15 protein-coding genes and 2 riboswitches are annotated in these 18975 nt (G+C 44.2%); of the genes, 6 read left to right on the top strand and 9 right to left on the bottom strand.

The window, feature by feature from the left end; genetic code table 11:
• Nucleotides 1-20 precede the first annotated feature (20 nt).
• From ACHEVO_RS02090 to ACHEVO_RS02110, 5 genes are all read right to left on the bottom strand, one after another.
• The gene (locus tag ACHEVO_RS02090; protein ID WP_394123732.1) at nucleotides 21-1238 is read right to left on the bottom strand and encodes a globin domain-containing protein; all 1218 of its coding nucleotides are present in this window, start codon (nucleotides 1236-1238) and stop codon (nucleotides 21-23) included.
• A 303-nt stretch (nucleotides 1239-1541) separates the two neighbouring features.
• Nucleotides 1542-2765 (bottom strand): vWA domain-containing protein, encoded by a 1224-nt coding sequence (locus tag ACHEVO_RS02095; RefSeq protein ID WP_057760756.1) that lies wholly within the window; start codon nucleotides 2763-2765, stop codon nucleotides 1542-1544.
• A 153-nt stretch (nucleotides 2766-2918) separates the two neighbouring features.
• Nucleotides 2919-3782, bottom strand: coding sequence for an AAA family ATPase (locus tag ACHEVO_RS02100; protein WP_101205695.1), 864 nt, complete (start codon nucleotides 3780-3782; stop codon nucleotides 2919-2921).
• 305 nt (nucleotides 3783-4087) lie between these two features.
• Complete coding sequence (locus ACHEVO_RS02105; protein WP_296211666.1) at nucleotides 4088-4684, bottom strand: hypothetical protein; 597 nt, start codon at nucleotides 4682-4684, stop codon at nucleotides 4088-4090.
• Between the two features lie 261 nt (nucleotides 4685-4945).
• Nucleotides 4946-5266: a YcgL domain-containing protein gene (locus ACHEVO_RS02110; protein WP_057760762.1), complete on the bottom strand. Its 321-nt coding sequence runs from the start codon at nucleotides 5264-5266 to the stop codon at nucleotides 4946-4948.
• A gap of 249 nt (nucleotides 5267-5515) precedes the next feature.
• Nucleotides 5516-5655: riboswitch (glycine riboswitch) on the top strand.
• Between the two features lie 66 nt (nucleotides 5656-5721).
• Nucleotides 5722-5870, top strand: a riboswitch (glycine riboswitch).
• A 168-nt stretch (nucleotides 5871-6038) separates the two neighbouring features.
• Between ACHEVO_RS02110 and gcvT the strand changes: the two genes are divergently transcribed.
• The 5 genes from gcvT (at nucleotide 6039) to ACHEVO_RS02135 (ending at nucleotide 12787) form a co-directional block, all read left to right on the top strand.
• On the top strand, nucleotides 6039-7220 hold the full coding sequence (gcvT, locus tag ACHEVO_RS02115; protein ID WP_394123733.1) for a glycine cleavage system aminomethyltransferase GcvT: 1182 nt from the start codon (nucleotides 6039-6041) through the stop codon (nucleotides 7218-7220).
• A 117-nt stretch (nucleotides 7221-7337) separates the two neighbouring features.
• Nucleotides 7338-7718: a glycine cleavage system protein GcvH gene (gene gcvH, locus ACHEVO_RS02120; RefSeq protein WP_057760766.1), complete on the top strand. Its 381-nt coding sequence runs from the start codon at nucleotides 7338-7340 to the stop codon at nucleotides 7716-7718.
• Between the two features lie 353 nt (nucleotides 7719-8071).
• Nucleotides 8072-8830, top strand: a complete 759-nt coding sequence (locus ACHEVO_RS02125) for a nitroreductase family protein (RefSeq protein ID WP_394123734.1) — start codon at nucleotides 8072-8074, stop codon at nucleotides 8828-8830.
• A gap of 167 nt (nucleotides 8831-8997) precedes the next feature.
• Nucleotides 8998-11895 (top strand): aminomethyl-transferring glycine dehydrogenase, encoded by a 2898-nt coding sequence (gene gcvP / locus ACHEVO_RS02130; protein ID WP_394123735.1) that lies wholly within the window; start codon nucleotides 8998-9000, stop codon nucleotides 11893-11895.
• Between the two features lie 202 nt (nucleotides 11896-12097).
• Nucleotides 12098-12787, top strand: coding sequence for an esterase/lipase family protein (locus tag ACHEVO_RS02135; RefSeq protein ID WP_394123736.1), 690 nt, complete (start codon nucleotides 12098-12100; stop codon nucleotides 12785-12787).
• 80 nt (nucleotides 12788-12867) lie between these two features.
• Here ACHEVO_RS02135 and ACHEVO_RS02140 read toward each other — a convergent pair whose 3' ends face one another.
• The 4 genes from ACHEVO_RS02140 to ACHEVO_RS02155 form a co-directional block, all read right to left on the bottom strand.
• The gene (locus ACHEVO_RS02140) at nucleotides 12868-14208 is read right to left on the bottom strand and encodes a ribonuclease D (RefSeq protein ID WP_394123737.1); all 1341 of its coding nucleotides are present in this window, start codon (nucleotides 14206-14208) and stop codon (nucleotides 12868-12870) included.
• Between the two features lie 135 nt (nucleotides 14209-14343).
• Nucleotides 14344-14937 (bottom strand): recombination mediator RecR, encoded by a 594-nt coding sequence (gene recR / locus ACHEVO_RS02145; protein ID WP_057760773.1) that lies wholly within the window; start codon nucleotides 14935-14937, stop codon nucleotides 14344-14346.
• Between the two features lie 138 nt (nucleotides 14938-15075).
• Entirely contained in the window at nucleotides 15076-15405 is a 330-nt protein-coding gene (locus tag ACHEVO_RS02150) for a YbaB/EbfC family nucleoid-associated protein (protein ID WP_045445429.1), read from the bottom strand.
• Between the two features lie 111 nt (nucleotides 15406-15516).
• The gene (locus tag ACHEVO_RS02155) at nucleotides 15517-16791 is read right to left on the bottom strand and encodes an O-succinylhomoserine sulfhydrylase (RefSeq protein ID WP_394123738.1); all 1275 of its coding nucleotides are present in this window, start codon (nucleotides 16789-16791) and stop codon (nucleotides 15517-15519) included.
• A 431-nt stretch (nucleotides 16792-17222) separates the two neighbouring features.
• Between ACHEVO_RS02155 and ACHEVO_RS02160 the strand changes: the two genes are divergently transcribed.
• Entirely contained in the window at nucleotides 17223-18857 is a 1635-nt protein-coding gene (locus tag ACHEVO_RS02160; protein ID WP_379544696.1) for a phospholipase D family protein, read from the top strand.
• Nucleotides 18858-18975 lie beyond the last annotated feature (118 nt).

Here is an 18975-nt window from a genome sequence, read left to right on the forward strand (position 1 = left end):
TAACGAAACCAAGCTAAAAACTAGCCACCCAAGCTCATCTTAGGGCCAAATAGTTCGTAGTGGACGCTATCGACACCATGATCTAATGCTACTAACCCATCAATCATGCTCTCCATAAATGGCATCGAGCCGCATACATAGATATCAGCAGGCTTAGGCAAGGTAGCAAGCCACGCGGCATCCAATAACTGCCCAGACTCAAAGTAAAATATATGCTTTTCTACACTCTCAGCCTGTTCGAGTAACTTACTAACTTGATCAGAAAAAGCATGATGAGCGATATTTTGACATGCATAAACCCAAACAATAGGTCGTTTCGGATTGGCTAATACTTGCGCCTCTAGCATAGACAGTACAGGCGTCACCCCGACTCCTGCACTCATCAATACTAACGGAATATCATTTTGCTGTACCAAATCTTGATTGAGCGCAAAGTCACCAGCTGGAGCCGATAATAAAACCGTATCACCTACTCCTAGTTGGTCATGCATATAGTTAGAAACCAACCCATGATGCTCATTACGGTTATCACGTCGAACCGCAAACTGAATGCCTGTATCGGTACTAGCAGAGTATAAAGAATAATGACGTAAGGCTATATGGTCACTGTCTTTTGGGTCTGTTTTCACCGTGATATATTGACCAGCGGTCAAGGTCAACTTGCTCAAATCAATATCTTGAGCGTTTGCTAAATCATCACCCGTATTGTTCTCACTCTGATTAACTGGTACCACGGTAAAGGCTGCGATATCTGTAGCAACTGCTTCTTTTTTAGTTACCTTAAAATGCGCAAACCCCTGCCACATTGCTGCTTCATACATGCCATGCTCAATCTGAATAAATACCGAGGCGATCTCATCATAAGCTTCTGTCCAAGCGTCAATAATGTCATCAGTAGCCGCCTCACCCAATACTTCTTTTATCGCCCCAATTAGATGCTTGCCGACGATAGGATAATGCTTAGGCAATATCTGTAACGCTCTATGCTTATGGCTAATCTGGGTCACTTGTGGCAATAGCGTAGCCAACTTGTCCAAGTGCTTGGCAGCAGCCAATACTGTCATTGCTAGTGCCGTCTGCTGTCTTCCCAATTTTTGATTGGTTTCATTAAAAATATCTAACAGCTCAGGATGCTCATTAAACATATTTTTATAAAACACAGTGGTAATCGCAACGCCATGCTCTTCGAGTACAGGAACAGTTGCGGTGACAATTTCTAACGTTTTTGGTGAGGCCATGTTGTTTCTCTTAGTCATTAACTACATTGATAAATTAAGATGTTAAAAATAATCCGTCTAAACTGGCAATAATAAGCAGACCTTTTTGCAGTGGTCATCAAAATTTTTAGTAGATCAATTCGGAATATCTATAACATTCATTTTAAATGAATGTTAACACACTTTACTAGACATACCAATATAGGATGACTATAGAACCTATTTGCATCGATAAAAAAACAGCCGCTATGTTGTCATAACGGCTGTTTTTATAAGGATTTAAGCTGTGTTAACAGGTTTTAGGAGTTAGGTTAAATATTAAAATTACCGCGCCATATATTGAGTCATTTCTTCAACACCATGTAGCGTCATCGGGTACATTTTATTTTCAAATAGCTTTTTAATTTCAACGATGGTCTGTGTATATTGCCAATACGACGGGTTTTCAGGATTGAGCCAAGTTACTTTATCAAAATGCTCAAGTACACGCTTCAGCCATACAATGCCCGCTTCATTATTCATATACTCTACGCTGCCGCCTACTGTCATCAGCTCATAAGGCGACATCGATGCATCACCGACGAAGATAACACGATACTCACGGCCATATTTATTGAGTAGCTCAAACGTTGGCATCGGTGCACTATGGCGACGATTGTTGTCCTTCCACACATAGTCATACAGGCAGTTATGGAAATAAAAGAACTCTAAGGTTTTGAATTCATTTTTTGCCGCAGAGAATAGTTTCTCAAGCGCTTCGATATGGATATCCATACTGCCGCCCACATCAAACAGCATCAGCACTTTGACACGGTTACGGCGCTCCGCCTGCATATGAATATCGAGCACACCCTTTTTTGCCGTACGCTTAATCGTCTCATGAATATCGAGCTCATCAGCACTACCTGTCCGCGCAAACTGACGCAGATTACGCAGCGCCATCTGAATTTGGCGTGTACCCAACTGATTGTCATCATCAAGATTGCGATATTTACGCTGCTCCCAGACTTTTGCTGCGCTACGTTTGCGAGACTCACCGCCGACACGTACGCCTTCTGGATGGTCGCCATAGGCACCAAATGGCGAAGTGCCGCCCGTGCCTACCCATTTACTACCACCTTGATGACGCTCTTTTTGCTCTTTTAACCGTTCCTCTAACGCCTTCATCAGCTCTTCAAGCGAGCCGTACTTTTTCAGTAATCGTCTTTGCTCTTCGGTTAGATTTTTGGGATCGAGCTTCAGATCCAGCCACTCTTTGGGCACGTCCGTTAACTTGGCCAACAGCTCATCCATATCGAGACTATCGACACCTTCAAAATAATCCGCCATGGCCCGATCGAACTTATCAAAATGGCGCTCATCTTTGACCATGCACAGTCGAATCAGCCGATACATATCTTCGCGGCTGGCAAAAGTAGTCAGTGCTGGATCTTCAGGATGCGACTGCATCATCAGTCCTTTATCTAGCGCGGCATTGAGATCGAGCAGCTCGCGCGTACTGACTGGCACGCCGTAAGTACGCAAGGTATAGAATAGTTTGATAAACATAAGAGTCGTATCACTTATTGGCTGATATTATTATCTGGTGATATTGCTGATATCATTAATTGGTACAGGTACAGGTTGAGCGTTTGCATTGACCTTCATAATAGACATCCGATATCGGACACAAGATATTAAAGCCAACGCAAGCGGCAAACATTAACGACGCATCATATTGGCAAAACGCTGTAATAAACTCACATCTGCCTCGTTTTTGAGCAACGCACCGTATAGAGGTGGAATAGATTTCTCGCCGCGCAGATTTTCTTCTAGCTCGTCCTGAGCCATATCATCAGCAAGTAACAAGGTTAACCAGTCGACCAACTCAGACGTTGATGGCGGCTTTTTAAGACCTTGAATACCACGCAGCTTATAAAAGATATCCAATGCATCATTGACCAGTTTTTCTTGAATATCTGGAAAATGCACTTCGATGATTTGGCGCATGGTTTCTTCTTCTGGGAAGTCAATGTAATGGAAGAAACAACGACGCAAAAACGCATCTGGTAGCTCTTTTTCATTGTTTGAAGTAATAATAACCACGGGACGCTGCGCCGCAGTAATAGTTTCGCCCGTCTCATAAACATAAAAAGACATCTTATCAAGCTCATGTAGCAAGTCATTTGGGAACTCGATATCGGCTTTATCAATCTCATCAATCAGTAGTACGCTACGCTCTGTACTGGTAAAAGCATCCCACAGCTTGCCCGGCTTGATATAGTTGGCAATGTCATAGACCTTATCATCACCCAACTGCGAATCGCGCAGGCGTGATACTGCATCATACTCGTATAGTCCTTGCTCAGCCTTAGTCGTCGATTTGACGTGCCAAGTAATCAATGGCATGCCCAAACTCTCAGCAACTTCTTCGGCGAGCAACGTCTTACCTGTGCCAGGCTCACCTTTAATCAGCAATGGCTTTTGTAAGGTCATGGCGGCATTTACGGCCAGTTGCAAATCATCGGTAGCAATATAACTACTGGTACCAGTAAAGTTTTTCTTAGTATTGTCAGCTGTGGTCATAATCAGATCTCGATTGTTGTTATAAATGGATAGCTCTAAAATATAATGGATAGCTCTAAAACATAAATGATTAATAAAGGATAAATTAGTAAAGAATAAATTAGATTAGCACAGCCTGATGCATTGCCAAAATACTCATGCGTTCGCATTTATTAACAATTGTTATGTGCAGTTCATAGTGAGCAATTATTTATATGCCTAATAAACAGTCGAGCACAAAAAAAGACACGCAGCGGTGTCTTTTTATTCGGGTATCAAATAATTTTTAAGACAGTAATCTTGTCTCAACGCCTAGCTTATTTTTATCACTTATCAGACGTATCGCTATCTGTTTTTTTAGCCAATGCATTGTCTTTTTTTAAGCTTACGTTAGTATCAGGCTGTTCGGTTACGGTAGCGCCTTCTGGCAAATAACTGCCTGTGGTCATTTGCAACGTTGCCTGTGTATCTTCTGCGCTGCGGCTACGGGCTTTGTCCAAGCTTGATGCAAATGCGCTGCGTATCAGCTGCCATACAAAACCAACAAACAGCCCTGCGACCAGTATCACCAATATCGGCAACATATTGGCAACTGCGCCTGCGTAATCTTTCATCATTACGGCATAGACGACGCTAATACTGGCTGGTGCAAGCTCGCTCGGATCGCCAAGCGCTGTACCTGGTGCTAATAATACTGCAAACAGAACCATCCAGCTCATACCGCCCAATGGTTTTGGCAGTACACGAGCAACGAGTATCCATAGCACTAGTACCAAAACAGCACCGCCCAGATAAGCATACATAGGCAAATCAGCGGGCGGGACATCCTTTACCATTTGGCCCCACCAAATGGCAATCTCACCGAGAATGTCACTGATAGACTCTAGCGGTAAGCTATGTAAGATATTTTTTAACCAGTCCATGCGTGTTTATTTACCTGCGTTTATCGCCGGTGACACAATCTGTGTCTAGCGGTATATGTGCGTTCTGTAGAACCAGAATGAGGCCAACTACATAATGAACTTATGCATTATGTAGGCTTATATGTACATTGCGTAGGGTGTCAGTTTATCACGACTCTCTACTCAAATGCATGTGAGCAAGTGTGTCGTAGGTTTTTATCGACGCTATTCTCAAGGTAGCGTACTGACATGTCCTACCACACTTACTTGCTGACAAATCCATTAATTATAGATGCTGTCCTGCGATTCACGAGCACGCAGTTCTGCTTGGCGACGCATCACGTCTTGCGGCGGCAACTGCACAAAGTAGCCTTGAGACTGCAGTTTTGCCAGTACTTCTTCTTTATCGACACGAGCGAGCTTATCTTTAGTTGATAAGTCCAAATGCATGACGAACTTACTACGGCCTAAACCTGCACGGAAATCTTTTGGTAATACACCAAGCCAGTCTTTGATTTCATCAGTATCATCAGGATAATCAGGACGCGCAATGTAGATATACATGTCGTCATGTTTGGGAAATTTATAAATATCGCAATGCATAAAAACCACCTATCAGAAACTATGGGCGTAGGTTAGCATATTTCAGGCAAATACCAGTAGTCGCTTTGCGTTTTGCTAACGTAATTTTTGTCAAAACACACAGATAAAACGCTGATATGAGCGATAAAAATATCGTTGTAAAACATAACCTATTTAACAGACTGCCCTATTAAAACATCATTTTTGCCAAATTTATTTATTTTAATGGCTTTGATGACTTGTAAAAGCGCTTTGAACCTTTCATAATAAAAGCGTTTTTCAGGAGAGAGTTTATCAGCATCGTTTTTGTATTGAACCCTATTGGTTATACAACTATCGCAATTGCTAGATAACCACCGAAGGCGCATCCACCCTGCCAATCGCTCAGGTAAAAGGACTGAAAAACGCATGTCACTGTTGTTTGATAGTGTTTAGTAATATGACGCTCATAGCGCACTACCTTATCAAACCTAAGGCATAACAAATCTGGAGAGTGGTAAGCACGGACGACGTCTTACCCACCGAAGGGGAGAAAATACGCTATCATCGATGATAGGGCTCATACAACTGCCCAAAAATGATGGTTCGTGTTGAAAATCTCAGGTCACAGGACAGATAGGGCTTTAGCTTAAACTGACGTATAGCGTCTGTTTGGCTTACGTCTTCATCTTTGCTTTCTGTGTCACCCTTTGATGTGATATTTGCGCCTTGCAATATTGCTTCTCGCTACTTTTACGTTGCGCATCACTCCTTACTCTGCCGAGTACGACTGATGTACACATAAGGATTTGTTATGACTGATACCCATTCTCAAGACTCTAGCAGCAACCAAGCTCCTCAGCGCACCCCTTTTTACCAGTCTCATATTGATAGTGAGGGCAAACTGGTCGATTTTTCTGGTTGGGAATTGCCAATTCATTACGGTTCACAAATCGAAGAGCACGAAGCGGTGCGTACAGATGCAGGTATGTTTGATGTCTCACATATGGTTGTGACTGATATCAAAGGCGCTGATACTAAAGCATGGCTACAAAAGCTGCTCGCAAACGATGTCAACAAACTCACTACCGCTGGTAAAGCGCTGTACTCTGGTATGCTCAATGAGCAAGGCGGCGTCATCGATGATTTGATCGTCTACCTGATGAATGCAGAAGAAACTGAGTACCGTATCGTCTCTAACGCAGCCACTCGTGACAAGGATTTAGCACAGTTTAGTAAAGTCGCCGAAGGTTTTGATATTGAGATTACCGAGCGTCCTGAGCTTGCTATGCTCGCCGTGCAAGGTCCAAATGCTATTGCAAAACTGGCTCAAGCCAAACCAAGTTGGGCAGATACCTTAGCAGGGCTAAAACCTTTCGTTGGTGCTGATTTGACCGATATCGAAGGCACTGATTGGTTTGTGGCTCGTACTGGCTATACTGGTGAAGATGGCGTCGAAGTCATTATGCATGCCGATGATGCGCCTGCTTTCTTTGAACAACTAAAAGCAAATGGTATCAAACCTGCCGGTCTTGGCGCGCGCGATACCTTACGTATGGAAGCAGGCATGAACCTGTATGGCCATGATATGGACGAAACCATCAGTCCTTACGAGTGCAACATGGGCTGGACGCTAGCGCTCAAAGACGATCGTGCCTTTGTCGGCCGTGAAGCGTTGGTCAGCAAACGTAAGCAGTCAAAAGAAGACAACACCGCTATGAAGCAAGTGGGTCTGCTATTGACCACGCGTGGCGTATTGCGTGAAGGCATGACAGTGACTATCAATCAAGGCACTGATAACGAGCAAACTGGCATTATCACCAGCGGCACATTCTCCCCTAGCCTAAAAAATTCAATCGCGATTGCTCGTGTGCCTGCCAGCTTATCAGAAGATGACAGTGTACAAGTCGATCTACGCGGCAAAGGTAAGTTCGTTGATGTACGCGTATTGAAGCTACCTTTTGTCCGTAACGGCAAGCAACAGTTTGACTCTTAGGTCTTATAAATTCTATCATTAGAGCGCGTTGTCATTTTACATACGATTATAAAAATGACGACACGCCTAGCCTCCATTATTTTTGTTAATTAACCTCTATCACTTAGGAGAGAGACCATGAGCAACATCCCAGCAGAGCTAAAATATATTGCGAGTCACGAGTGGCTACGCCTAGAAGACGACGGTACGATCACTGTTGGTATCACTGACCATGCTCAAGATCTATTGGGTGATGTGGTATTCGTTGAGCTACCAGATGTGGGCGATATCATCGCTGTCGATGACGAAATCTCAGTTGTTGAATCAGTAAAAGCGGCGTCTGACGTTTATGCCCCTATTTCAGGTGAAGTTATCGCCATCAACGAAGCACTAGAAGATGATCCTGAAATCATCAACTCTGACCCATACGGCGAAGGTTGGTTCTTCAGAATGAAGCCTGACAATATCGCTGACTACGAAGCACTAATGACTGCTGACGAGTACGAAAGCGACTTATAAGCTAAGCACGTAAGCTAAGCATGCTCTCACAAGACATTAGCATTTGTAAGACATTAGCTTATACAAAGCACTAGCCCCGACTAAACATCATAGATACTGGCAACAGCTGGTATCTATACTCTCTATTTAAACTGTTTGAACAACCTTTCTAATGAAAAGTATTGGCTTATTGACCATGCTTGTTATTTGAAAGCAGCTTTATATGTAGATCTCCAACAATCATTATCGTCCGATGTTATTGCTACCAAGCGTTATCTCATTGACTCGTATTGATCACCTATTCGAATCCCAATGAATACGTGCTATCAATAATGACGCAAACTGATAACCCAATTCTCAGCATGGATCCTAATATGAATGCCAACACCGATAATAAAGACCCCATTGCCACGCCAGATCATACGCCGCAGCTACAAGCCTTTCGCGATATCGTAGAGTCACGCCGTTCCGTGCGCCGTTTTACTGACACACCTATCCCTGATGACGTATTGGCAGACTGTCTGCGTTTGGCTATGCTAGCGCCAAACTCTAGCAACCTACAGCCGTGGGAATTTTATGTTATCGATGATTCTGACAATCGCAAACGCGCCGTCAAAAACTGCATGAATCAAAACGCCGCAAAAACATCAGCCCGTTTGATTGCCATCGTTGCTCGTACTGATGTTTGGCACGATCACGCTAAGCAAGTATTGCGCGAATACCCTGATCAGCCAGTGCCAAAGAAAGTGAAAGACTACTACAACAAAGTCGTCACCATGGACTTCTTGCGCGGCCCAGCCAACGTGGTTTCGGCTGCGAAATGGGGCGCAACGCAAGTGGTCAGACGCGTAAAAGGCCCAATTAAATCGCCTTACTATACGTTTGAAGACACCAAAAATTGGGCAACCAATAACACCGCACTTGCCGCCGAAAACCTCATGCTAGCATTACGCGCTCATGGGTTTGATAGCTGTGCTATGGGCGGCTTTGATGAGCCTGCTATGAAGCGCCTACTAGGCTTGGGTGACGATCAGCATATCATTATGATGATTGGCGCAGGTGAACGTGCTGACAATGGCGTTTACAACACTCAGTTCCGTTTCGATCAAAAACAGTTTGTGCATTACGTATAACTCACAACTCAAACTATGATTTTATAGTCAGTTCAATATGATTTAGATACAAGGAAGCCGAGTGAAAGTACTACAAGTAGTAGACTAAACGAGACTGACACCGTATCTAATTCATAGAGGATGGGCTATAGCTATTTTCTTTATTACTCCCTTAACCAAGGATTGTCATGACTATCTCTCAAAACCCATCGTTTGATACCTTTCAAGGATTGTTCAACGAAGCTGAATTTGTCTATCGCCACTTAGGTTCGAATGAGACCAAGCAAGCTGACCTACTCAGCGCTGTTGGTTATAAAGATATGCAAAGCTTTATCAATGACACTGTGCCTGAGCCAGTACGTTTGCACAAAGAGTTGGATTTGCCAGTGGCGATGAGTGAGCATGCTGCACTTGCCAAACTACGCACGATGGCAGACGACATTACTGTTAACAAAAGCTATATCGGTCAAGGCTACTCTCCAGTTCGTATGCCGGCTGTCATTCAGCGCAACGTTCTTGAAAATCCAGGCTGGTATACCGCTTATACGCCTTACCAAGCGGAAATCGCTCAAGGTCGTCTAGAAGCATTGCTGAACTTCCAGCAAGTATGTATCGATTTAACTGGTCTTGAGCTGGCTGGTGCGTCATTGCTTGATGAAGCGACCGCAGCGGCAGAAGCGATGGCGATGTCAAAGCGCGTAAGCAAAAGCAAATCAACACAGTATTTCGTCGATGAGCGTGTCTATCCACAGACGCTAGATGTGATTAATACTCGTGCTAAATACTTTGGTTGGGAAGTCGTCGTTGGGGATTTTGAAACGGCTAAATCTGGCGACTATTTCGGTGCGCTATTCCAGTATGTTGGTGCTGAAGGCGACGTTAAAGACTTAACAGACGTCATCAGTGCAGTAAAAGAAAACAAAACTTACGTCAGCGTCGTCAGTGACATCATGAGCTTGGTGTTATTAAAATCACCAGCCGATATGGGTGCTGACGTGGCGCTAGGTAGTACTCAGCGTTTCGGTATTCCAATGGGCTTTGGTGGTCCACATGCCGCTTATTTTGCGTTCTCTGATAAAGCCAAGCGTTCAGCGCCTGGTCGTATCATTGGTGTCTCAAAAGACGCACAAGGCAATACTGCATTACGTATGGCTCTACAAACGCGTGAGCAGCATATCCGCCGCGAAAAAGCCAACTCAAACATCTGTACCTCACAAGTATTGCTAGCTAACCTCGCTGGTATGTACGCGGTCTATCATGGTCCAGGCGGCGTGAAGCGTATTGCCACTCGTATTCATGCGTTTGCCACTGCGTTTGCTGATGCTATCACAGAATCTAACGACAGCAGCTTGAGCGTGGTACATGATCAATTCTTCGATACAGTCGTGGTTGATTGCGGTTCAGAGAAGCTCGCTACTCAAATCTTTAAAAATGCAGACAACGTTGGCTACAACTTATGGCGTCTAAGCGACACCAAATTAAGCGTTGCCTTTAGTGAAACCAGCGATCAGCAAGATTTCAACACCTTGACTCAGCTATTCGTCAACAAGTCACATGATCTACCTGAAACAGCTCGCGTCTCTCTAGATAGCGCACACCTGCGTACGGATGATATCTTGACTCATCCAGTATTCAACTCGCATCATACCGAGCATGAAATGCTACGCTACCTAAAGTCGCTTGAAGACAAAGATTTGGCGATGAACCGCAGCATGATTTCACTGGGTAGCTGTACCATGAAGCTAAACGCCACCAGTGAGATGCTACCGATTACTTGGCCTGAGTTTGCCAACGTGCATCCTTTTGCACCGCGTGACCAAGTTACTGGCTATATCGCGATGATCGATAGCTTGCAAGATCAACTAAAAGCCATCACTGGTTTTGATGATGTCTCTATGCAGCCAAACTCTGGCGCCTCTGGTGAATATGCTGGTCTGTTAGCGATTCGCCGTTATCATGAGTCATTGGGCGAAACCAATCGCGATGTTTGCCTAATTCCTATGTCGGCGCACGGTACCAACCCTGCTACCGCTATGATGATGGGTATGCAAGTGGTCGTGGTCAAAACTGATGAAAACGGCAACGTTGATATCGATGATCTAACGGCTAAATGTGAAGAATACAGCGATCGCCTAGGTGCGCTAATGATCACTTATCCATCGACGCACGGTGTATTCGAAGAAGGCATCCGTCATATCTGTGACTTGACCCACAAGCATGGCGGTCAGGTCTATATGGACGGCGCGAACATGAATGCTCAGGTAGGCATGATGCAGCCTGCAGACGTTGGTGCTGATGTACTACACATGAACCTGCACAAAACCTTCTGTATCCCGCATGGCGGCGGTGGTCCAGGCATGGGCCCTATCGGTATGAAAGCGCATTTGGCAACATTTATGGCCAACCATACCTTGAGCCCTGTACATAATGCACAAAAGGACTGCTCAGCAGTGTCAGCAGCACCTTACGGTTCAGCGAGCATCTTGCCTATTTCGTGGATGTATATTGCTATGATGGGCCGTGATGGTCTGCTAAAAGCGACGGAACTGGCATTACTAAATGCCAACTATGTGGCAGCTGAATTAAAAGGTCACTACCCTGTCCTATATGCTGGCAAAAACGGCCGTGTGGCTCACGAATGTATCATCGATATTCGTCCGTTAAAAGAAGAGACTGGCATCACGGAAAGCGATATCGCTAAGCGCTTGATGGATTATGGTTTCCATTCGCCAACGATGAGCTTCCCAGTCGCTGGCACGTTAATGATTGAGCCAACAGAGTCTGAGTCAAAAGAAGAGTTGGATCGCTTTATCAGTGCGCTAAAATCTATCAAAGCTGAAGCCATGAAAGCCAAAGCTGGTGAAGATAACTGGACGCTAGAAGACAACCCATTAGTCAATGCACCGCATACCGCAGCTATGATTACTGGCGAAGAGTGGACGCATCCTTACAGCCGTGAGACTGCTGCATTCCCACTGCCGTACATCCGTGCAAACAAGTTCTGGCCAAGTGTCGCGCGCGTCGATGATGCGTATGGTGATAAGAACCTAATGTGCTCTTGCCCAAGTATCGAAAACTATATGTAATTATCATTTTCGATAGTTATGCTCTGTAGTAAAAAACCTCCAAGTCAGCAGCTGACTTGGAGGTTTTTATTTTGCTGACTTTTTATCTATTACATTAGCAGGTAATATTATAAATAAACGATAAGAACTCAATGCAATAAAAACTTATATCAATAATAAGCTATTTACCTTAAATTTCTGAAGCAATCATTTGGACAATGCTATGCAACATAAAGCGCCTAAACAAAAAACTCGCATCATTCTAATACATGGGTTGCATCAAACCCCATGGATCATGCGACCATTAGCCAAGCGCCTGCAAGCAGCAGGATTTGATACCCATCAGTATGGCTACCGTAGTATGCGTGATGGTATCAAAACCAATAGCGCCCGCCTAAATAGCTGGCTAGAAACAAATCATCACCCAGATCATCCTATAGATTTGGTCGGGCATAGTTTGGGTGGTTTGATCATTCGTGATTTTGTCGCTCAGTATCCAAAATGGAAAATTGGACGTTGCGTGACTCTAGGGACACCGCACATAGGCAGTGTTTGTGCAGATTATATCTGGCGATTGACTCCTGCTGCCGTAGGTCGCTCGTATGTCGACGCACTGGACGGCACAGTCGCACCATTGCCCAAACACGTGACGTTAGGCGTTATCGCTGGCAACCGACCTTATGGTCTAGGTCAGCTATTTTTGCAGTATCACAATCGCAAACTGCGCAAATCTGATAAGCCACCCCTTAAAGAGCAGCTTGCACATGACGGGACAGTCTATATAGAAGAGACGAAGATAGAGGCTGCAGCTGATCATATCATCATGCCAGTCTCACATACTGGCATGCTAGTGAACCCAGAGGTCGCCGAGCAGACTCGATACTTTTTAGAGCATGGACGATTTAAACGCTAAGAGCTGTATGAATACTTGAGTGTCAGTTTTCAGTCTTGTCGAACGATTTCTTGTTAAACGGTGCCTTATATAACGATTCCTTATTGAACACGAATACCCATGCCCTGCTGCAGTTCGGTTTTATGCTTTTTGATGACTGGAATTAAAGTTTTAATAACCCAGTCGTTACGCCAACCTTTTAGCCCCTGCGGCAGTTCGCTCACGTCTTTATCAAGAGCAACCACTTCATATAATTGTCCTAGCCATTTTTTACGCATCAATACGCTAGCAGGTATACCGATTTCGCGCGCATGCTCATCAATCGCTTGCTGCACTGCTTTTGATAATACTTTATTTTTTGAGCGATATGGTGGCACTAGACAGTCTGGATGCTCTGTAGGCGGTAGACTCTTGGCATCTCTGATTACTTTCAGCAGCTCTTCACCATATAGTCGCAGCATACTACGGTGCATGGTCGTTTTATGTGCCAGCTCGCGCATGCTGTTTGGTTTTTCAGTGACAATTTCACGTACTGCTTGTTTTTTTATCACAAAGGTACGGGGTTGATTGGTCGCACGTGCCAGCTCTTCTCGCCACGTAGCCACCCCTTTGAGTATCGCCATTTGCTGCGAATTATAGCGATAATCTGCCATCGTTAGATACATCGCTTCATCTGCGACGTGCTGCGAGTCATACAAATCACTGGCATAAAGCTGACAGTCAGCCCAAACGTAATCATATAACCCTTGAGCCTTAAGCGCATGCTCGATACTGATATACAGCGCTGGCAGATAACGCACATCATCGATGGCATACTGCTCTTGCTCATCTGTCAACGGGCGCTGGAGCCAGTCAGACTGGCTGTGTTCTTTATCGATATGCATATCTAGCTGATCAGCCAATGCTTGCTGATACCCCATTTGCAATTGACCTGTTAAATAAGACAATGCAATTTGCGTATCAAATATATTGGTCAACGGTGGACAGCCAGACAACAGATAAAAAATGCCCAAATCTTCGCCGCAAGCGTGCCAGATAGCAACATCTACTTTGCGTAGCGCTTCCCAAAGATCAGCCAGTTGCAACTGGGGTGCATCCAACAGATAAACATGATCGCCAGTATTCAATTGCACCAGTGCCAAGCGCGGATAATAAGTGTCACGCTTGATAAACTCAGTATCTAAGGCCACGCGTCCGCAAGTTGCTAAGGCATCAATAACCTCATCTAAATCGCCTTGCTTACGTACCCATTTAATAGCAACGTCATCAGCAATATCCAATAGTGAATCAATATCTAGCACCTCAGCATCTGGAGTATTAGACACTGACTCAGATGAAGTGGCTGCTGACATTGGCTCAGTATTAGCGGCTTCTTGCGATGAACGATCATTGATATCAGAAGCATTTGACTGAGCTGAGGCGTTTGAAACGTTATTGGACACGGGCAGATACCTGCATTAATAGGAGAAAATAAAACGCTAAACCGCGCCTTAATAAAATTAAAAGATAAACAATAATAAAGCAATTATAGCAATTCCAAGAAATGAATTGGGTAAGACTTTGAAGCAATCAAAACATTATAAAAAAGAACGATTTTGCATGGCTTGACCAAGCGTCATACTATCCAAATACTCAAGCTCGCCGCCCATCGGCACACCTTGTGCTAAACGCGTCACTTTATTAACATGACGACTGACAGCTTCACTGATAAAGTGCGCCGTAGTCTGACCTTCGACAGTCGTACCTGTTGCCAGTATTAGCTCTTCGACAGGCTCTTGCTTCACTCGCCATACGAGCTGATCAATATTTAAGTCATCAGCGCTGACACCATCAATTGGCGATAAATGCCCGCCCAACACAAAATAACGACCACGGTAACCAGCTGTCTGTTCAATCGCCATCACATCTGCTGCTGTCTCGACCACGCATAGCAGACTGTCATCACGTCTAACATCTTGGCATAGCGGACATACAGCCTCATCACTAAAACTATGACAACGTTGACATTCAACAATATCACGCATGGCTTCATCTAGTGCTTGGGCGAGTGCCATGCCTTGTGGGCGTTTTTTACTGAGCAGATGTAAGGCCATTCGTTGGGCACTTTTTTGACCGACGCCTGGCAATATACGCAGCTGTTTGACCAGCTGATCAAATTTGGCTGTAAGCAAAGTAGCTTCCTTTAGTTGACTTTATCTAACTGAATTTAACTTAATTTAACTTAATTTAAAAAACCGTAGCTATAAAAATGGGGTCGTATCTTGCCGATAACAACCCCATTTTTGTCTTCAGTATGAAGTATTTAATGCTTAAAACATGCCTTGCATACCTGGTGGCAGACCCATGCCCGAGGTCGCGCCAGCCATTGTTTCTTCGTAAAGTGCATCTGCTTGACGAACCGCATCATTGATAGCAGCAGCGATAAGGTCTTCGATCATATCTGGCTCATCTTCTAACAGACTTGGATCAATAGTCAAACGCTTAACCACATGACGACCAGTCATCGTTACTTTAACTAGGCCACTGCCCGCTTCTGCTTGCACTTCTTTGTTAGCAAGCTCTTTTTTAGCGTTTTCAACGTTTGCTTCTACTTTCTTTTGCATCGTTTGTGCTTGTTGCATCAATGCTTGAATGTTCATAGTTGCCTCTTTTGTTATTTATGGTTTGTATTTTATGCTAGTGCGTATAGTAATGAATAATTAATAACGTAAAGTTAATGCAATGCGTTAGTGCAGATTATACCGTTATCTTCACAAACTGTCTAAACCACGTGCCAAGTCTTTGATAATATCTTCCACATCTTCCAGACCTACCGATAGACGAATCAGACCGTCTTTGACACCAGCTTCGACACGAGCTTCAGCAGTTAGACGGAAATGCGTGGTGGTTGCAGGATGAGTAATCGTGGTTTTGGCATCGCCCAAGTTATTGGTGATAGAGACCATTTGGGTTGAATCAATCACATGCCACGCCGCTTCTTTGGTATCACGGCTATCAGATGCCTTGACTTCAAAACCCATAATAGCACCGTAACCCTCTTTCATATGATGCTGACGTGTAGCAAGCTCGTGCGCAGGATGGTCACTCAAGCCTGAGAAATGTACGGTACTGACATTAGGATGATTGACCAAAAATTCTGCTACCTGATTGGCATTTTGGCAATGCGCTTGCATACGCAATTTGAGCGTCTCAAGTCCCTTAGTAAATACCCAAGCATTAAATGGACTCATGCTGATACCGCCCGAGCGCACCACGGTAAACGCTTCTTGCATCAGTTTATCACTACCGACCAACGCACCGCCTAATACACGACCCTGACCATCCAAATATTTGGTCGCAGAGTGAATCACCACATCCGCACCCAAATCTAACGGGCGCTGCAATGCTGGCGTTGCAAAGCAGTTATCAACGACAAGTAATATGTCATTGGCTTTACATAGCTGACTCAGATAACCGATATCACAAATCTGCGCCAATGGATTACTTGGGCTTTCGCAATAGATCACCTTGGTATTTGGTTGAACCGCATTGGCCCATGCCTCATTGTCGAAACAATCAACGTAGCTGACTTCAACGCCAAACTTGGCCATATAGTTGTTAAACAGACCGATAGATGAGCCGAATAACTGGTTGGCCGCTAGCAAATGGTCGCCCGCTTTTAGGTATGCCAAGCACATGGTCAAAATAGCGCCCATACCAGAGGCCGTTGCAACTGCGCGTTCACCGTTTTCTAGTGCAGCTAAACGACGCTCAAAAGTACGTACGCTTGGATTGGTATGACGAGAGTAGACATTGCCTGTTTTTGTACCGTCAAAATGAGCGGCAGCATCAGCGGCTGAGCGATAAACGTAAGAGCTGGTGGTAAAAATAGGCTCTGAATGCTCGCCTTCGTCTGTACGGTGTTGACCTGCCCGCACTGCGATGGTCTGCATGCCATAATCAAGCCCTAAATCTAAGGCATCGTTGCGCCAGTTTGGATCTAACTTGTTCAAACTGCTCTCATCATGGTTTTGCGACTGACTCATAAACGTTCCGTTACTTTGGTTAATATTTTATTGGTTGGTCTTTTAATTGAAATAAAATGACTTCTTATTCTTTTGATTATCGACCGAATTCATCAGCGTTATCATATCATGTCGACTTATTCCGCACAGCTGGTTTCAAATGGCCACTAAATATTATTTTCGAATACCAAAGACGTATCAATTTTAATGCTTAAAATCTGCCACATATATAGTTAAACACTACTTAAAAAACAGTGATTTCGTGCGCTAAATCTAACAAAAATAACGTATTTATAATAGGCAGATATCACAACAGCTGCTAAGCTTAGCGACGATTTAGATTTTGCCACGCGTAATACAACAACAGTTTGGTAATTCATCTAACAAGAGTGTTTCAAGCACTCAGAATCATTATTTATCAGTACATTTAGGCTCATTAAGGTAAATTCGTTATGTCGATGTTCAGTATAGAACCAAGCAGCTTATCGTTGAGTCTAACCCTAGGCCTGACTTTAGGTCTTAGCGCTTGCCAGAGTTTGCCCAAGCAGCCACATTTACCGGAAAGCCAAGCACTATCAGCACGTGTAGAGGCTCTATATTCAGATAAGCAGACGACGCAAGGTGAGACGATTAAGACCAGCAGCACGGATTTGGTCTCGGCTATTAGTGCGCAGAACGACATCCATCCTGATTTGTCTGGTTATCACCCAATCGTGACCGGAGCGAATGCTTTTGCGGCACGTAGCATTTTGACAGATATGGCCACGCGCAATATTGATGCGCAGTACTATATTTGGCATAACGATCAGGCTGGTCAGCTTCTGTTGAAAGACTTATGGGACGCAGCTGAGCGCGGTGTGATCGTGCGCTTATTGTTAGATGATTTTAATAATAGTGCCAAGTTCGACCAGCATTTATTACGCTTTGCTAGCCATCCTAACATTGCGGTGCGCATCATCAACCCTTTGATGCATCGTAAGTTTCCAACACTGAACTATGTGACTGGTTTGCCACGTATCAATCGCCGTATGCATAATAAAAGCATGACCTTTGATAAGCAGATTACTATCATCGGCGGGCGTAACATCGGCAACGAATATCTTAGCAATGACCAAAGCAGCCAATTTGCAGATTTGGATGTCTTACTTATCGGTAAAGTCGTCGCAGATATTGATAACAGTTTTTATGACTATTGGTCATCGCCTTTATCATTTGATATCGAGACCTTAGCGAAATTTGATGATGACGTTACGCCTGATTTTTTAAAGGCCTTAGATAAGCTCGGTCTGGATGAAGAAAACAACGAAGGCAGCAGCTTGACGGTTTATAAAGCTGCGATCAAAGACTCTACGATTGATAGTGACTTGATTAATAAGCGTGTGCCTTTCCGTTGGACCGACATGCAGTTCTTAAGTGATGATGTTGGCAAACTAAGTAAAACAGTTCCTGCCGATACCAACTTGGTTCATCAGTTGCGTAACTTGCTTGGTAGCCCAACCAAGAAATTGACGATTATTTCTTCTTATTTTGTACCGACCAAAGATGGCGTCGATACATTGGTTAAACTGGCTGAAGCTGGTGTCGATATTAAGATATTAACCAACTCATTTGATGCGACCGATGTGACTGCTGTGCATTCTGGCTATAGCCAGTGGCGACCTCGCCTGCTTCGTTCGGGCGTCAAAATATATGAGCTTAAATCGACCGCTGCTGAAGAAAAACGTGATAACAAACTGTGGCGGGCACGCAGCCAATCTTCGACCAGCTTGCACGCAAAAACGTTTGCAGTAGATGATTATCAAGTCTTTATCGGTTCATACAACGTTGACCCGCGCTCTGCCAATATCAATACCGAAATGGGTGTAATCATTAATGATGATGAACTAGCAAGGCAGCTGCATGGTGCTTTGAGCGACGATCTATTAAATCAAGCGTATGAGGTCAAGCTACTAGAAAATGGCAATCTGCAATGGCACACCATGGAGAAAGGCGAAAAGGTAGTCTATGACTCCGAGCCACGAGTGGACATGGGTGACCATGTTTGGCTAACCATTATGTCTTGGTTGCCCATTGACTGGCTATTGTAGATATATAGCTTATTAATTTCGACAGTTCTAGACCATTAGAACATTTAGTTTTGCGACTCAGTTGTATTAAGTAAACAAAGTACCATTCAAAAACTTTTATTTTAAACACCCAATTTAT

Origin of the sequence: Psychrobacter nivimaris (assembly GCF_043419765.1) — a bacterium.
In the GTDB taxonomy this organism is placed as follows: domain Bacteria; phylum Pseudomonadota; class Gammaproteobacteria; order Pseudomonadales; family Moraxellaceae; genus Psychrobacter.

Coding starts and splice junctions, on each gene's coding strand:
- ACHEVO_RS02095 (WP_057760756.1), bottom strand. CDS start 2,765: ATGTTTATCAAACTATTCTATACCTTGCGTACTTACGGCGTGCCAGTC.
- ACHEVO_RS02090 (WP_394123732.1), bottom strand. CDS start 1,238: ATGGCCTCACCAAAAACGTTAGAAATTGTCACCGCAACTGTTCCTGTA.
- ACHEVO_RS02155 (WP_394123738.1), bottom strand. CDS start 16,791: ATGAGTCAGTCGCAAAACCATGATGAGAGCAGTTTGAACAAGTTAGAT.
- ACHEVO_RS02125 (WP_394123734.1), top strand. CDS start 8,072: ATGAATGCCAACACCGATAATAAAGACCCCATTGCCACGCCAGATCAT.
- gcvH (WP_057760766.1), top strand. CDS start 7,338: ATGAGCAACATCCCAGCAGAGCTAAAATATATTGCGAGTCACGAGTGG.
- gcvP (WP_394123735.1), top strand. CDS start 8,998: ATGACTATCTCTCAAAACCCATCGTTTGATACCTTTCAAGGATTGTTC.
- ACHEVO_RS02100 (WP_101205695.1), bottom strand. CDS start 3,782: ATGACCACAGCTGACAATACTAAGAAAAACTTTACTGGTACCAGTAGT.
- gcvT (WP_394123733.1), top strand. CDS start 6,039: ATGACTGATACCCATTCTCAAGACTCTAGCAGCAACCAAGCTCCTCAG.
- ACHEVO_RS02160 (WP_379544696.1), top strand. CDS start 17,223: ATGTCGATGTTCAGTATAGAACCAAGCAGCTTATCGTTGAGTCTAACC.
- ACHEVO_RS02135 (WP_394123736.1), top strand. CDS start 12,098: ATGCAACATAAAGCGCCTAAACAAAAAACTCGCATCATTCTAATACAT.
- ACHEVO_RS02105 (WP_296211666.1), bottom strand. CDS start 4,684: ATGGACTGGTTAAAAAATATCTTACATAGCTTACCGCTAGAGTCTATC.
- ACHEVO_RS02150 (WP_045445429.1), bottom strand. CDS start 15,405: ATGAACATTCAAGCATTGATGCAACAAGCACAAACGATGCAAAAGAAA.
- ACHEVO_RS02110 (WP_057760762.1), bottom strand. CDS start 5,266: ATGCATTGCGATATTTATAAATTTCCCAAACATGACGACATGTATATC.